14 protein-coding genes and 1 pseudogene are annotated in these 14,878 nt (G+C 71.7%); 4 read left to right on the forward strand and 11 right to left on the reverse strand.

What is annotated here, in order from left to right:
* The 9 genes and pseudogenes from AB0N73_RS12645 to AB0N73_RS12685 form a co-directional block, all read right to left on the reverse strand.
* Window positions 1-402 (reverse strand): annotated as a pseudogene (locus AB0N73_RS12645) (hypothetical protein); the annotation flags it as partial.
* Window positions 403-577: 175 nt separating this feature from the next.
* On the reverse strand, window positions 578-1,522 hold the full coding sequence (gene thrB / locus AB0N73_RS12650) for a homoserine kinase (protein ID WP_363563973.1): 945 nt from the start codon (window positions 1,520-1,522) through the stop codon (window positions 578-580).
* On the reverse strand, window positions 1,519-2,604 hold the full coding sequence (gene thrC, locus AB0N73_RS12655; protein WP_363563975.1) for a threonine synthase: 1,086 nt from the start codon (window positions 2,602-2,604) through the stop codon (window positions 1,519-1,521). The genes thrB and thrC overlap by 4 nt, the downstream gene beginning before the upstream one ends.
* A gap of 1 nt (window position 2,605) precedes the next feature.
* Window positions 2,606-3,928, reverse strand: coding sequence for a homoserine dehydrogenase (locus tag AB0N73_RS12660; RefSeq protein ID WP_363563977.1), 1,323 nt, complete (start codon window positions 3,926-3,928; stop codon window positions 2,606-2,608).
* Window positions 3,925-5,337, reverse strand: coding sequence for a diaminopimelate decarboxylase (gene lysA, locus AB0N73_RS12665; RefSeq protein WP_363563979.1), 1,413 nt, complete (start codon window positions 5,335-5,337; stop codon window positions 3,925-3,927). Before lysA ends, AB0N73_RS12660 begins: the two co-directional genes overlap by 4 nt.
* A 143-nt stretch (window positions 5,338-5,480) precedes the next feature.
* Entirely contained in the window at window positions 5,481-5,891 is a 411-nt protein-coding gene (locus tag AB0N73_RS12670) for a GNAT family N-acetyltransferase (RefSeq protein ID WP_363563981.1), read from the reverse strand.
* Between the two features lie 19 nt (window positions 5,892-5,910).
* Window positions 5,911-6,726, reverse strand: coding sequence for a DUF2993 domain-containing protein (locus tag AB0N73_RS12675; protein ID WP_363563983.1), 816 nt, complete (start codon window positions 6,724-6,726; stop codon window positions 5,911-5,913).
* Window positions 6,727-6,733: 7 nt separating this feature from the next.
* Window positions 6,734-8,413, reverse strand: coding sequence for an arginine--tRNA ligase (argS, locus tag AB0N73_RS12680; protein ID WP_363563985.1), 1,680 nt, complete (start codon window positions 8,411-8,413; stop codon window positions 6,734-6,736).
* 65 nt (window positions 8,414-8,478) lie between these two features.
* Window positions 8,479-9,282, reverse strand: a complete 804-nt coding sequence (locus tag AB0N73_RS12685) for a transglutaminase family protein (protein WP_363563987.1) — start codon at window positions 9,280-9,282, stop codon at window positions 8,479-8,481.
* A gap of 90 nt (window positions 9,283-9,372) precedes the next feature.
* Between AB0N73_RS12685 and AB0N73_RS12690 the strand changes: the two genes are divergently transcribed.
* Window positions 9,373-10,137 carry an SGNH/GDSL hydrolase family protein gene (locus tag AB0N73_RS12690; RefSeq protein ID WP_363563989.1) on the forward strand — a complete coding sequence of 255 codons (765 nt, stop codon included), beginning with the start codon at window positions 9,373-9,375 and terminating at the stop codon, window positions 10,135-10,137.
* Between the two features lie 136 nt (window positions 10,138-10,273).
* Entirely contained in the window at window positions 10,274-10,882 is a 609-nt protein-coding gene (locus AB0N73_RS12695; RefSeq protein WP_363563991.1) for an HD domain-containing protein, read from the forward strand.
* 24 nt (window positions 10,883-10,906) lie between these two features.
* On the opposite strand, the gene AB0N73_RS12700 is transcribed toward AB0N73_RS12695, so the two are convergent.
* Window positions 10,907-11,134 (reverse strand): hypothetical protein, encoded by a 228-nt coding sequence (locus AB0N73_RS12700; RefSeq protein WP_363563993.1) that lies wholly within the window; start codon window positions 11,132-11,134, stop codon window positions 10,907-10,909.
* A 13-nt stretch (window positions 11,135-11,147) separates the two neighbouring features.
* Window positions 11,148-11,540, reverse strand: a complete 393-nt coding sequence (locus AB0N73_RS12705; RefSeq protein WP_363563995.1) for an META domain-containing protein — start codon at window positions 11,538-11,540, stop codon at window positions 11,148-11,150.
* 273 nt (window positions 11,541-11,813) lie between these two features.
* Between AB0N73_RS12705 and AB0N73_RS12710 the strand changes: the two genes are divergently transcribed.
* Complete coding sequence (locus AB0N73_RS12710; protein WP_363563997.1) at window positions 11,814-13,688, forward strand: LPXTG cell wall anchor domain-containing protein; 1,875 nt, start codon at window positions 11,814-11,816, stop codon at window positions 13,686-13,688.
* Window positions 13,689-13,813: 125 nt separating this feature from the next.
* Complete coding sequence (locus AB0N73_RS12715) at window positions 13,814-14,860, forward strand: nitronate monooxygenase (RefSeq protein ID WP_363563999.1); 1,047 nt, start codon at window positions 13,814-13,816, stop codon at window positions 14,858-14,860.
* The last annotated feature ends 18 nt before the right edge of the window (window positions 14,861-14,878 follow it).

Raw genomic sequence — 14,878 nt, forward strand, 5'->3', positions numbered from 1 at the left:
CAACGTTTGGACTAGCACAAGATACAAATCAGCAACATTATTATTATCCATTGGAAAACGAATGACGCCTAGCCTAATAGTTGCCAGGGATCGCGCCGTCACCTCGGCCGCCGGTGCGTCGGCGACGACGTCGGCGGGTGCCTCGGGGGCGGCGGTCTCGGCCGCGGGTGCCTCGGCCGGAGCCTCGGCGGGGACGTCGGTGCTCTTGGCACGACGCGGTGCGCGCTTGCGCGGCGCCTTCACCGGGGCCTCGGCGGCGGGCGCCGCAGGCTCTTCGGTGGCGGGAGCCTGGGGCTCCTCGGTCGCGGGCGCCGCAGGCGCCTCGGTGGCAACCGACGCATCGGTGCTGGTGATGCCGGCGACGTTCTCGTCAGCGGCCCGGATCTCGGAGATGGACTCCACGAGTGCTCCCTCGGTGAAACGTTAATCAGCGCGTGACCGCGCGAGACACCCATAGACAGGCGTTCGCCTGCACCCTTCGCATACTCGGGATGCCCACGGCAACGTCGACAGACGCACCGAGGAGGGGATGCAGGGGGTCACGCGGGTGGTTCGCAGATTGCGACGAAGGCCAGATTCACGTCAGTGACGTGGCACCCTCCGCGTTGTCCCTCACTGTACCACCCTTGAAGTCGACGGCGAGCATGAGCGCCTCCCACGGAGTGTCCGCGTGAGACGCCACGACCTGCGCCGCTTCGAACCGTCGGCCGGGGCCGTCGGCGAGCACCAGGATCGAGGGACCGGCACCCGAGACGACCGCCGCGAAGCCCGCGCGGCGCAGTTCCTGCACGAGACGATCGGTTTCGGGCATGGCCGCGGCGCGGTAGCTCTGGTGGAGCTTGTCCTCGGTGGCCGCCATCAGGAGTTCGGGGCTCTGCGTCAGCGCCGCGATCAGCAGCGCCGACCGCGACACGTTGAAGACGGCATCCGCCCGGGAGAACTGGTCGGGCTGCAGCCCGCGGGCCACGGACGTCGACATCGTGAACTCGGGCACGAACACGATCGGCGAGACGCCGCGATGCACCAGCAGCTTCTTGTGCTGCGGGCCGTCGGCATCCATCCACGCGATCGTGAGTCCGCCGAAGAGGGCGGGTGCCACGTTGTCGGGGTGACCCTCGAGCTCGGTGGCGAGCTGCAGGAGCGCGTCGGCGTCGATGTCGACGTCGCCGGCCAGCAGGCCCTTCGCCGCCAGGAGTCCCGACACGACCGCCGCGCCCGAGGAGCCCATCCCCCGCCCGTGCGGGATCACGTTGCGCGCCTCGAGACGCAGGCCCGGCAGGGGCCTGCCCACCGCCGCGAACGCGTGGGCGATGGCCCGCACCACGAGGTGGGATCCGTCGCGGGGCACCTGCTCGGCCCCGGCTCCGGAGACCTCGATCTCGAGCTCACCCGGCGCGAGCGCCGTGACCTCGAGCTCGTCGTACACGCTGAGCGCCAGGCCCAGCGTGTCGAACCCCGGGCCGAGGTTGGCGCTCGTGGCGGGAACCCGCACCGAGACGCTGCGGCCCAGGGGTACGCTCACGCCCCGGCCTCAGGGGCGAGCTCCAGCACGGAGGCGACCTCGGAGACCTCGGCGTCGACGACGGTCGGGGTGACCTCGCCGCCGTCGGCGCTGCGCAGCGCCCACTGCGGGTCCTTCAACCCGTGGCCGGTGACGGTGAGGACGACCTTCGCGCCGCGCGGGATGATGCCCGCCTCGGCCCGGTCGAGCAGTCCGGCGACGGAGATGGCGGACGCCGGCTCGACGAAGACGCCGACGGTCTCCGACAGCAGCTTCTGGGCGGCGAGGATCCGGTCGTCGTCGATGGCGCCGAACCATCCGTCGGTCGCGTCGCGCGCTTCGAGCGCGAGCTGCCAGGAGGCCGGGTTGCCGATGCGGATGGCGCTCGCGATCGTCTCGGGGTTCTTCACGACCTCGCCGCGCACGAGGGGCGCGGAACCGGCGGCCTGGAACCCGAACATGCGGGGCACGCGGGTCGAGACGCCGCGCTCGGCCTCTTCGCGGTATCCGCGGGTGTAGGCCGTGTAGTTGCCGGCGTTGCCGACCGGGATGAAGTGGAAGTCGGGGGCGTCGCCGAGCTGCGAGACGACCTCGTAGGCGGCGGTCTTCTGGCCGTCGATCCGGTCGGGGTTGACCGAGTTCACCAGGTGCACCGGGTAGTGGTCGGCGAGCTCGCGGGCGATCTCGAGGCAGTCGTCGAAGTTGCCGCGGATCTGGATGAGCTTGCCGCCGTGGGCCACGGCCTGGCTGAGCTTGCCCATCGCGATCTTGCCCTCGGGCACGAGGACGGCCGCGGTGATGCCGGCATGCGCGGCGTAGGCCGCGGCGGAGGCCGAGGTGTTGCCGGTCGAGGCGCAGATGACGGCCTTCGCACCATGCTCGACGGCACGCGAGAGCGCTACCGTCATGCCGCGGTCCTTGAAGGACCCGGTGGGGTTCATTCCCTCGAACTTCACCCAGACGTCCGCGCCGGTGCGCTGCGACAGCGCGGCGGCGGGGATGAGGGGCGTGCCGCCCTCGCCCAGGGTGACGACCGTCGAGGTCTCGGTCACGCCGAGTCGGTCGGCGTACTCGCGGAGGACTCCGCGCCAGAGGTGTGCCATCTCAGTTCCCTTCCACCCGCAGCACCGACACGACCCGCTCGACGACGTCGCTGTCCGCGAGTCGATCGACGGTGTCGCTGAGGTCCTGCTCTCGTGCGCTGTGCGTTCCGATGACCAGGCGCGCCCGGCCGGAGTCTTCGCCGTCGACGGCGATGACGCTCTGTTCGACGGTCGCGATCGACACGCGCCCGTCGCTGAGGATGCCGGCGATCGTCGCCAGGACACCCGGCTGGTCGCTGACCTCCAGGGTGACCTGGTACCGCGTGACCGCATGACCGATCTCGAGGACCGGCAGATTCGCCCGGGTCGACTCGCCCACGCCCACACCGCCGGCGATGTGGCGCCGCGCAGCCGACACGACGTCGCCGAGCACGGCGGATGCGGTCTGCACCCCGCCCGCGCCCGCGCCGTAGAACATGAGGGGTCCGGCGGCCTCGGCCTCGACGAAGACCGCGTTGTTCGCGCCGTGCACGCTGGCGAGGGGGTGATCGCGCGAGATCAGCGCCGGGTAGACCCGCACCGAGATGGCCTCGCCCGTGGGCGAGTCGTGGCCGGTCAGACGCTCGCACACGGCGAGGAGCTTGATGACGTAGCCGGCGGAGCGCGCCGCATCCATCATCGCCGCGTCGATGTGCGTGATGCCTTCGCGGTGCACGGCCTCGAGCGGGACGGTGGTGTGGAAGGCGAGCGACGCGAGGATCGCGGCCTTCTGGGCCGCGTCATACCCCTCGACGTCGGCCGTCGGGTCGGATTCGGCGTAGCCCAGAGCCTGCGCCTGCGCGAGGACGTCGCCGAAGTCGGCGCCCTCGGTGTCCATCCGATCCAGGATGTAGTTCGTCGTGCCGTTGACGATGCCCATGATCCGCTGCACGCGGTCACCGGCGAGGGAGTCGCGCAGCGGCCGGATGATCGGGATCGCGCCGGCGGCGGCGGCTTCGTAGTAGACCTGCGCGCCGACCTGGTCGGCGGCGTCGAAGATCTCCGCGCCGTGGGTCGCGAGCAGCGCCTTGTTGGCGGTGACGATGTCGGCGCCGGAGTTGATCGCCTGCAGCACGTGCGTGCGCGCCGGCTCGATGCCGCCGATCAGCTCGATCACGATGTCGGCGCCGACGATGAGCGATTCGGCATCGGTCGTGAACAGCTCGCGCGGCAGGTCGACGTCGCGCGGGGCGTCGATGTCGCGCACGGCGATCCCGGCCAGCTCCAGGCTGGCACCGGCCCGGTCGGCGAGCTCGTCCGCGTGCTTGAGCAGCAGCGCGGCGACCTGGGAGCCGACGGCTCCGGCGCCGAGCAGTGCGACGCGCAGGTGGCGGTAGTCGATCATTGATCACCCTTCTCCGGCGCGGCACCCACGTCGCGCGAGAGCAGGTCGTCGACCGTCTCGCCGCGCACGATGATCCGCGCCTGTCCTTCGCGTACCGCGACCACGGCGGGCCGGGGCGCGTAGTTGTAGTTGCTGGCGAGCGAGAAGCAGTACGCCCCCGTCGCGGGCACCGCCAGCACGTCGCCCGGTGCGACATCGCCCGGGAGGTACTCGGCCTCGACGACGATGTCGCCGGATTCGCAGTGCGATCCGACCACGCGCACGAGCGCCGGCTCGCCTCGTCCCGCGCGCGACGCGAGACGGGCGGAGTAGTCCGCCCCGTACAGCGCCGGGCGCGCGTTGTCGCTCATGCCGCCGTCGACGCTGACGTACGTGCGCACGGCGCCCCCGTCGAGTGCGACCGGCTTGACGGTGCCGACCTCGTACAGGGTGACGCCGGCGGGGCCGACGATCGCACGGCCGGGCTCGAAGGCGAGCAGCGGGAGGGGAACGCCGTGCCGCTCGCAGGCCGCGGCCACGGCATCCACGATCGCGTCGGCGAGCTCTTCGATGACGGCGGGCTCCTGCACCCGGGTGTAGGCGATGCCGAAGCCGCCGCCCAGGTTGAGCACGTCCAGCGCGCCGCCGGCCGACAGCTCGGCGTGCAGCGCGACGAGGCGCTCGGCGGAGGCGGCGAAACCCGCCGAGCCGAAGATCTGCGAGCCGATGTGGCAGTGGAGGCCCGCGAGGCGGAGGCCTGCGGTCTCCCGGATGCGGCGCACCGCATCGCGCGCACCGTCGGGCGAGAACCCGAACTTCTGGTCTTCGTGCGCGGTCGCGAGGAAGTCGTGGGTCTCGGCGTGGATACCGGTGTTGACCCGCACCAGCACGTTCTGCGCGGCGTCGCGCCCGGCCGTGACGCGGGCCAGGCGTTCGATCTCGTCCAGGCTGTCGACGATGATCGTGCCGATGCCGAGCTCGACCGCGTGCGCGAGGGCGGCGGTGCTCTTGTTGTTGCCGTGGTAGCCCAGGCGTGCGGGCTCGATGCCGGCGGCGAGCGCGACCGCCAGCTCGCCCGGGCTCGCGACGTCGAGGTTGAGCCCCTCGTCGGTCACCCACCGGGCGACCTCGGTCGACAGGAACGCCTTGCCCGCGTAGTAGACCCGCGCGTCGCCGCCGTGACGCCGCGCGGCGCCGCGGAAGGCGTCGCGCATGCGGCGGGCACGGACACGCACCTCGTCCTCGTCGATCACGTAGAGCGGCGTGCCGAAGCGTTCCTGCAGCGCGAGCGCGCTCACCCCGGCGATGTGCAGCACGTCATCCGCGCCGCGCTCGGCGGAGGCCGGCCAGACCGCTCCCGCCAGGTCGTTCGCGTCATCCGGGACCTCGAGCCACGCGGGGGCGACGGCACGGACGGGCGAGGCGGACACAGGGGAACCAATCGGTGGAGGCTGCGGCGCGGCGTGATCGGAATCCGCGGGACGGGGCCCCGCGACACACCCACGCGAGTGCTTTGCAGTCTAGGGCACCGCCCATGCCGCACCCGCCATGCGACGTGCCGCGACAGCGCGGCTCAGACGATCGCCATCATCCGCTCGGGAGCGGTGAGCGGGGCGAATCCGTGCTGCGCGTACAGACCGTGCGCGTCGGCGGTCGCCAGCAGGATGCGGCGGAGTCCGAGCGGCGCGAGATCGGCGGTGACGCCGGCCACGAGCATCTTGCCCACGCCCCGGCCGCGGACCTCGGGGTCCACGAACACGTCGCAGAGCCAGGCGAACGTCGCGCCGTCGGTGACGACGCGGGCGTACGCCGCCTGCGCCCCCGACACCGCCCGGTACACCCCGTAGTTGCGCGATGCCGCCATCGCCGTCTCCTGCGTCTCGCGCGACCGCCCGAGCGCCCAGTAGGCGTGCTCGCTCAGCCAGCGGTGCACGAGGGCGTGGTCGACGGCGGCGGGGTCGCGGGAGAAGACGAAATCGCTCACCGTCGCAGGGTACCCGCGGTCAGCAGGCTCCCTTGTCCCGGAGCGCGGCGTCGGTCAGGAGGGCTCCTTGCACACCGAAGTCGGCGACGAGCTGGTCGCCGACGACGGCGACGCCGGTGAGCGGGACACCGGCCGGCAGCTTGTCGGCGATGCAGACGTGCCAGCCCTGCAGCACGGAGTCGGCGATGCCGCCGAACTGCTGCCGCAGGCCGTCGGCCGTGATGTCGGCGCCGCCCAGCTGCAGCGACACCGGCGCGAGCACGAGGTCGCCGTCCGCGGCGGACGGCGTCAGCGCGAGCGCGAGCGGGATGTCGGCGCCGAAGAAACTGAGGGTCGTCGCCGCCGTCACGTTCGGTTCGGCGAGCGCGACCGTGTCGGCGGGGAAGCCGTCGACCGTCGCGAGGAGGGCCCTCAACTGCTGCTGATCGAGCACGACCGTCGCGGTGCCGTCGCCCATGGTGGGCCCGGCGAACGGGGCCAGGTCGGTCAACCGCACCGTCACATCGCCCGAGACGTCGCCGAACGCCACATCCGGGGCGCTGAGCGTCGCTTCGTCGATCGTGCCCGACACGAGCTGCACGAGCAGCGACCCGGGGATGTCGATGTCGACCTGCTGGTCGGCCGGAAGATCGAGGCGGGCGACGATCTGCTGGCGAACGGTCTTCGTCACGAGGTCGCGGGCGATCCACTCCCCCGCGAAGAACGCCGCCACCAGCAGCGCGAGCACGACGACCAGCGCGATGAGCCAGGGCCACCGGCGGCGGCGGGGCCGCTCCTGCTCGGTCTCCGCCCACTCCGCGGGAAACGGGAGGGTGGGCTGGGTGTCGCGGCTCATCCGTCGCTCACATTCGTTCGGGTGCGCTCACACCGAGCAGATGGAGGCCGTTGCGCAGCACCTGACCGGTCGCGTCGTTGAGCCAGAGACGCGTGCGGTGCACGTCGGCGACGGGCTCCTCGCCCAGCGGGATGACGCGGCAGCTGTCGTACCAGCGGTGATAGAGCCCGGCCAGTTCCTCGAGGTAGCGCGCGATGCGGTGGGGCTCGCGCAGGTCGGCGGCGAAGGCCACCAGACGCGGGAACTCCTGGAGGGCGCCGAGCAGCGCGGATTCGCTCTCGTGCGTGAGCAGCTCGGGCGCGAACGCCGAACGATCGACACCGGATGCGGCGGCGTTGCGCGCCACGTTGTGGGTACGCGCGTGGGCGTACTGCACGTAGAAGACCGGGTTGTCGTTGGTGCGCTTCTGCAGGATCTCGGGGTCGAGCGTGAGGGGCGAGTCGGCCGGGTACCGCGCGAGCGAGTACCGCAGCGCATCCGTCCCGAGCCAGTCCCGCAGGTCGTCGAGCTCGATGATGTTGCCGGCGCGCTTGCTGAGACGCGCGCCGTTGATCGAGACGAGCTGCCCGATGAGCACCTCGATGTCCTTCTCGGGATCGTCTCCCGCGGAACCCGCGAGCGCCTTCAGACGGTGCACGTACCCGTGATGGTCGGCTCCGAGCAGGTAGATCTTGTGCGCGAAGCCGCGGTCGCCCTTGTTGAGGTAGTACGCGGCATCCGCGGCGAAGTAGGTGTACTCGCCGTTGGATCGCCGGATGACGCGGTCCTTGTCGTCGCCGAAGTCGGTCGTGCGCACCCACACGGCGCCGTCCTGGTCGAAGACGTGGCCCTGCTCGCGCAGCCGCTCGACCGCCTCGTCGACGAGGCTCGGGGCGCCGTCCGCGCGGGCGTGCAGCACGCGCTCCGAGAACCACACGTCGAAGTGCACGTTGAACTTCTCGAGCGACGACTGGATCTCGCCCAGCTGCAGCGCGTACGCCTGCTCGATGACGAAGGCCAGCTGCTCCTCGCGGGTCGCCGTCAGCAGATCGCCGGCGGCGCCGTCGAAGGGGATGGCGCGCACGCGCTCACCGAGCTCCTGGATGTAGGCGCCCGCGTAGCCGTCCTCGGGGCCGTCCTCACCGAGCACGGCGGCGAGGACGGACCGGCCGAAGCGCTCCATCTGGGCGCCGGCGTCGTTGATGTAGAACTCGCGGACCAGGGTCGCGTCGCACGCGAGCAGGAGGCGGGCGATGGCATCGCCGAGCGCGGCCCAGCGCGTGTGCCCGATGTGGAGGGGGCCCGTGGGGTTGGCGCTGACGAACTCGAGGTTGATCGTGTTGCCGCGCTGGCTCGTGTTGGTGCCGAAGGCAGCTCCCGCCTCGACGATCACCTGGGCGAGCGCGCCGGCCGCCGCCGCGTCCAGCCGGATGTTGATGAAGCCGGGGCCGGCGACATCCACCGTGGCGATGCCGTCGAGCGCACTCAGCGGCCCGACGATCTCCGCGGCGAGCTCGCGCGGGTTCGTTCCGACCGCCTTGGCGAACTTCATCGCGACGTTGGTCGCCCAGTCGCCGTGGTCACGGTTCTTGGGTCGCTCGAGCACGATGTCCGACAGCGTGAGCTCGGCGCCCGCTCCGGGTCGGCGTGCCTCCACGATCGGACGGACGACGGCGAGAAGGGCGGCGGAGAGCTGTTCGGGATCCATAGCGGACCTATCCTACGGTCGCGCGCACCCCTCGACCCGCGGATTCGCGGCGACGGGCGGGCGGGTCACGACAGCTGCACCAGCGCCCGGTGGTCGTCCGGCTCCGTCTCCGCGTCTGCCGTCACCGAGGCGTCGACGCGCAGGCCGTCGAGTCCGACGAATCCGCCGTGGTAGCTGAGGAACGCGCAGTCGGCGGCATCCCGGCCCGTGGCGATGCGGACGAGGGAGGTGCGCTGCGACAGTCGCGTCGCGTCGATGACGTACCAGACCCCCTCGAGGTACGCCTCCGCGACGGCGTGGAAGTCCATCGGCACCAGATCCGGCGCGAAGCAGGCCGTGTACCGCGCCGGCACGTCCATGGCGCGCAGCAGCGCGATGACCAGGTGCGCATAGTCGCGGCAGACGCCCTGCCCGCTCGCGAGCGTCGTCACCGCGCTGTCGGTGCCGAGGCTGAGGCCGGGCGTGTAGGTCACGCTCGCCGCGACGTAGTCGGACACGGCGTCGATGAGCTCCCGCCCGGCGAGACCGCGGAACTGCCGCCGTGCATGGGCGAACACCTCGTCCGACTGGCAGTAGCGGCTGGGGCGCAGGTAGCCGATCGTGTCGAGCTCCGACGTGTAGGGCGCGAAGGCGCGGCCGGACACCGTCGCCTCGTAGCGCACCTCCAGCGGACCGGGCTCGGTTCGCAACCGGTGCAGCCTGCTGCCGAAGGGGTCGACGATCTCGGTCGCGTAGTAGGTGCGATCGCCCTGGCGGAACGTGAGGTTCTCGAGGACGACGGGCATGGAGCGGGCCGCGGTGATCTGGAAGATGAGGTCGACGTCGACCCCGACCTCGAGGTCGAGTTCCGCCGTCACCACGCGCTGCACCGGGCCATCCTCGCACGCGGTCGACGCACCTCAGCGACCCTTGACGACATCCATGCGCGCCCCGCGCGCCGCACCGCGTACGCTCTTCGCATGGCCCGCACTCCCCGCTCCTCGGCGCGCCGCTCGCTCGGCGTCCTGGCAGGGCTGGCGGTGGCCATCGCCGTCGTGTGCGCGGTGGCGATCTGGCGCCCGTGGGCCACCGATCCCACGCCGGTGAGCCGTGCGGATGCGGGCGGCGCGCAGGCCGTCGCCGTACCCGCCATCGACCTCCCCGACGATCCCCGTGTCCTCGTCTTCGGCGACTCGTGGACGTTCGGTTCGGCGGCGTCGGTGGCGACGCTCGGCTACGCGTACGTCCTGGGCGATCTGCTCGGGGGCGAGACGATCGTCAACGGCTCCCGCGGGAGCGGCTACCTCGTGCCGGGAATCGACGGTGGGACGTTCGGCGAGCGCATCGCCGACCTCGACCCGGCTCTCGACCCCGACCTCGTCATCGTGCAGGGCTCCATCAACGACCGCAAGGTACCGGCCGAGGGGTACACCGACGCGGTGTCGAGCGCCTGGGATGCGTTGTCGGCGACCTACCCGAACACCCCCATCGTGATTCTCGGGCCCGCCCCCCAGGTGCTGCCCGTCGAACCCGCCACGGCGCGCATCGACCGTGACCTCTCGGCGGCCGCGACGGCCCGCGGGTGGGCCTACATCTCCCCGATCGCCGACGGCTGGATCACGGCCGCCGACTACGACTGGATCATCGACACCGGCGAGATCGGGCGCAACCATCCCACGACCGAGGGACACGCGTATCTCGCGGAGCGCGTGGCCGAGGCGCTCTCGGCTCTGCGCGCACGCTGACGGCCGTCCCGGCCGACGGCACCGACCGACGCGTCGAAAGCGTCGCGTGTGGGCGGATTCCCGCCGAACGCCGCCGGACGCGCCGTCTCCGATCGCTCGGCCCGGGAGGATGGGGCGAGACTTCCGAAGGAGTGCCATGACGATCGACGTCGATGCCCTGTTGCAGCCGCCCACCGCCGCCGCGCACCGCGCGCGCGAGGTCGCCGAGACGTGGTGCACCGAGGGAGTCCTGCGTCACAGCCTGCGCTCATGGGTATGGGCGCGCGCGCTGGCCGAGAGCCGCGGGCTCGCCTACGACGCCGAGCTGCTCTACGTCGCGGCGATGCTGCACGATGCGGGCGTCGCGCCGACCTTCGACGCGCACGCGGTGGCGTTCGAGACGGCGGGCGGTGCCGTCGCCGCCGTCTTCGCGGCGGGCGCGGGGTGGCCGGCAGAGCGGCGCGTCCGCGTGCAGGAGATCATCGAGCGGCACATGTGGACCTCCGTCGATCCCGCGATGGATGCGGAGGGGTACCTGCTCGAGGCGGCGACGAGCCTCGACGTCGCGGGCGCCGATCCGCACCTCTGGGATGCCGACCTGCTGCGGGCGGTCACCGCGCGGGTGCCCCGGGGCGCGTTCTCCGCGGAGTTCGCGACCGCCATCGGCGCTCAGGCCGAGCGGAAGCCCGGGACGGCGGCGGTGCGCCTCGACGCCTCCGGCCGCATCCCCTCGGGCGCCGAGGTATGGGCGACGCTCACCGCGTGACGACCGGCGGCCGCCGCAGGCCGATCAGACGATGCCGCCCACCATGGCGTCCCGCCGCAGCTGCGCGTGCGTCGCGTGGAACTTGCCGTCCGGCGTGAACCACGCCTCGTGCCCGGCCGCGTCCGGCTCGTTCTCGACGACGACGGGCCAGTGCTCCTTGATGTTCTTCACGTAGTAGCGCAGCTCGCCCCCGATCGTGCGCTTCTCGAGCTTGTCGGACGTCTCCAGCTGATCCTGCGTCGGCTCCTGCATGTCGACATCGTATTCACGACGAACGGCTGAGGGTACCGATCTCGTTGGCGTCGACGTCGCGGACGACGAGCACGTCGCCGTCGACGGTCGCCGTCGCGACGTCGCGCAACCAGGTGTCGACGCCGGGGCACGCCATGAGGGTGCTGAATCCCAGCGACACCGTGATCTCGTCGGCGTCGACCGTATAGGTGCCTCCCAGCCGGTTGCACCCGTCCGATCCCGCCAGCGATCCGTCGGCCTCGAGAACGAGGTGCTCCGCGCCCGCGTCCCCCCAGGTGCCGGTCACCACCGTCGCATCCGCATCCGCATCCGGCGAGGCGGAGGAACCGGCCGTGGGCGTGGCGCACGCCGTGAGAGCGGCCGCCGCGGCGACAAGGACGAGGGAGATCACTGTGCGAGAAGTCATGACCCTTCCATTCCCGCGTATTCCACAGATTTACGAAACCCTCTTGGCAAATTCATAGCGGTCGTTAAGGTAGGGCATGGCGCCATCGGTGGCGTGGGGGAAAGTACGTCATCTCTTCGCGCGCGCCCGATTACCGGTGCCCACCACTACGCATATTGAGACGAGATGATGACACCGAGGAAGAAAACCGCAGCTGCCGTAAGCACCGCAGCAGCTTTTGCGCTCGCCCTGTCCGGCGCACTGATCCCCACCGCAGCAACGGCTGACGACACCGTGAACGCTCCCGTCGAGGGCGCTGAGTTCGACGCCCTCGCGCAGGAAGTCCTGACGGACAGCGCTACGGTCGAGGCCGTCATTCCCAGCGGCGACAGCGTCGTGCTGTACAGCACGACGCCGGACGCACTGGACGGCGCAGCAGCGGAGTTCGAGGCACGCTACGCGAACGTCGAGATCCGGTCGCTCGACGCTCCGTTCGAGGCGTACGCCGAGGATGACGTCGTCGCCGGCGCCGGCTACTTCGCCGTCGATCCCGCGAACGTCAACGGGCCTGGTGGCCTGTGCTCGATCGGCTTCACCGCGTGGAACCCCGACGGGGACCCGGCACTCATCTCCGCCGGCCACTGCACCGAGGACGGCCTCTACTCGCGCAGCGCACTCACCCTGCCCACGGGCGACCCCGCCGGTGGCGGCGCGCTGAACAACGACGACGTCGAGCTCACGCAGCTGCTGGCCGACCTCGAGTTCTCGCTGTTCGGCGGAGCCGGCAACTCGGTCGGCACGGCCAATGAGTTCCCCGCGGCCGACGTCTCCGCGTGGGATGTCATCAACACCGACCTCACCCTTATTCCGGCTGTCACCGACTGGACCACGGCCGCGTCCGAGGACCTGTCGCTCTCGGCGACTCCGATCCGCGCGGTCGGCAACGCCCAGCTGGGCAGCGTCGCGAAGTCCGGGCGCACGACCGGCAACACCACCGGCACGGTCGTCGAGGTCGGCGGCTGGGCAACCGTGGGCGGACGCCAGGTCTACGGCTTCATGTCCGAGCTCGTGTCGGCCGAAGGCGACTCCGGCGGAGCGATCTACCAGGGCAACACCGCCGTGGGCATCCTCTCGGGTGGAACGACCAGCGCTGGCGTCGAGCTCACCTGGGGCGCCGACCTGCAGACCAACCTCGCCCTGACCGGCGGCTACGCCGTCGCGCTCTACATCGACGCACCGGTCATCACGTCCGGCGCCGAGATCGGCGTCGGGGGTTCCGTGACCGGTACCGCTCAGGCCAACAGCACGCTGGTCGTCGACATCGACGGTGAGCCCGGCTCGCCGTTCGAGGTCGCGGTCGACGCCAACGGCAACTGGAGCTTCCCCGTTCCGGCCGAGGTCGACGACTACACCTACACGATCTACGTGCAGCGCGGCTTCGACACGTCGGCCTCGGTCGACGGCGCCGTGTCGGTGCTGCCCGCAGCGCCCGTGATCACCAACCCGACGAACGGTGCGCGCATCGTCTCGGAGCTCACGACCATCACCGGTACCGGTGTGGCCGGCGCGGACGTCTCGCTCACCATCGGCAACGGCAGCTCGGGCGACTCGCTCCAGACCGTCGTCGAGGCGAACGGTGAGTGGTCGGTCGACATCAACGCCGGAATCGGCGCCTACACGATCACCGCCCTGCAGTCGGTCAGCGGCGTCGACTCCGCCGTCGCGTCCGTCGACTTCGCGGTCGTCCCGTCGGCTCCGACCGTCGATCACCCGATCGCCGGCGCGACGTTCGCGTTCGCATCCAGCCCGACCGGCGCCAACGGCACCGGTACCGACGGCGCCACGGTGACGGTCACGATCGACGGCGTCGCCGCCGGTACGGCCGAGGTCGTCGACGGCCGCTGGGCCGTCTCGTTCGCCGCACCGGCCGCCGGTGCGCACACGCTGGCTGCAACGCAGACGATCAACACGATCGCCAGCGACGCGACCTCGGTGGCCTTCACGGTCGCCGCGGCTCCGGTCCCGGGTCAGCCCGGTTCGGGTGGCACGCTGCCCGCGACCGGTATGAGCGACATCACGCCGTTCCTCGGTGGCGGCGTCGTCCTGCTGGCTGCCGGCCTCGCGCTCGTCGCGTTCCGCCGCGCACGTCGCCAGGTGGGTCAGCTGTAACGACCGACTGATCGATCAGAGGGGTCGTGGCCGTCAGGCCGCGGCCCCTCTGCTGTGCGCCGACCCCCCGTTGTCCCGCACGGCCTCGACCCGCATAACCTGGACGGGACATCGGAGGAACCGCTGTGCCCGACTCTCTGCTGAACACGCCCCTCCCCCTGGTGGCCGCCCCCATGGCCGGCGGCACCACGACGCCCGCCCTGGCCCGCGCGGCTGCGGCGGCGGGCGCCTTCCCGTTCCTGCCCGGCGGCTACCGGAGCGCCGCGCAGCTCCACCACGACATCACGGGCCTCGGCGACGACGTCTCCGACTTCGGCGTGAACCTCTTCGTCCCCGGCCCGCCCGTCGCCGACCGCGCCGCGTTCGCGGCGTACGCGGCCGCGCTCGAGCACGACGCGCGGCGGTTCGGCGTCGCGCTCGATCCCGAACCGCGCGCCGACGACGACGCGTGGACGCAGAAGGTCGAGCTGCTGCTCACCCATCCGGTACCCGTCGTCTCGCTCACGTTCGGGCTGCCGCAGGGCGACGAGATCGCGGCGCTGCAGGCCGTCGGCACGCGTGTCCTCGGCACGGTCACCGGCGTCGACGAGGCGCGCGCCGCGCAGCGGGCCGGAGTCGACGGGCTGGTGGTCCAGGGGCCCTCCGCCGGTGGGCACTCGGCGACGTTCGACCCCGCCCGCACGCTCGCGCACGTCGACACCGAGGTCCTCGTCGAACGCATCCGTGCCGCCGTCGACCTGCCCGTCATCGCCGGCGGCGGGGTCGACGGGCCGGCGGCGGTCCGGCGCATCCTGGATGCGGGGGCGACCGCGGTGTCGGTGGGAACGATGCTGCTGCGTACCGACGAAGCCGGCACGTCGCCCGTCCACCGACGGGCGCTGGTCGACCCGGCGTTCACCGCGACCGCACTCACGCGCGTCTTCACCGGCCGGCCCGCTCGGGCCCTGCGCAACCGCTTCGTCGACGAGTACGCGGCGGTAGAGGTGACCGCCTACCCCGCGGTGCATCACCTCACGCGCCGGCTGCGTCTCGCCGCGGCGGCCGCGGGCGACCCCGACATGGTGCATCTGTGGGCCGGCACCGGCTGGCGGCACGCGCCGCAGGGCCCTGCCGCCGCAGTACTCTCCTGGCTGGCGGGCGATGCACCGGCCCCCGGAGCGCCTCCCGCGTGAACCGATGCCACCGGGCGG

This window comes from Microbacterium sp. NPDC089189, from assembly GCF_040685095.1.
Taxonomy (GTDB): domain Bacteria; phylum Actinomycetota; class Actinomycetes; order Actinomycetales; family Microbacteriaceae; genus Microbacterium.

Coding starts and splice junctions, on each gene's coding strand:
- argS (WP_363563985.1), bottom strand. CDS start 8,413: ATGGATCCCGAACAGCTCTCCGCCGCCCTTCTCGCCGTCGTCCGTCCG.
- AB0N73_RS12705 (WP_363563995.1), bottom strand. CDS start 11,540: ATGACTTCTCGCACAGTGATCTCCCTCGTCCTTGTCGCCGCGGCGGCC.
- AB0N73_RS12700 (WP_363563993.1), bottom strand. CDS start 11,134: ATGCAGGAGCCGACGCAGGATCAGCTGGAGACGTCCGACAAGCTCGAG.
- thrC (WP_363563975.1), bottom strand. CDS start 2,604: ATGGCACACCTCTGGCGCGGAGTCCTCCGCGAGTACGCCGACCGACTC.
- AB0N73_RS12695 (WP_363563991.1), top strand. CDS start 10,274: ATGACGATCGACGTCGATGCCCTGTTGCAGCCGCCCACCGCCGCCGCG.
- AB0N73_RS12690 (WP_363563989.1), top strand. CDS start 9,373: ATGGCCCGCACTCCCCGCTCCTCGGCGCGCCGCTCGCTCGGCGTCCTG.
- AB0N73_RS12675 (WP_363563983.1), bottom strand. CDS start 6,726: ATGAGCCGCGACACCCAGCCCACCCTCCCGTTTCCCGCGGAGTGGGCG.
- AB0N73_RS12660 (WP_363563977.1), bottom strand. CDS start 3,928: ATGATCGACTACCGCCACCTGCGCGTCGCACTGCTCGGCGCCGGAGCC.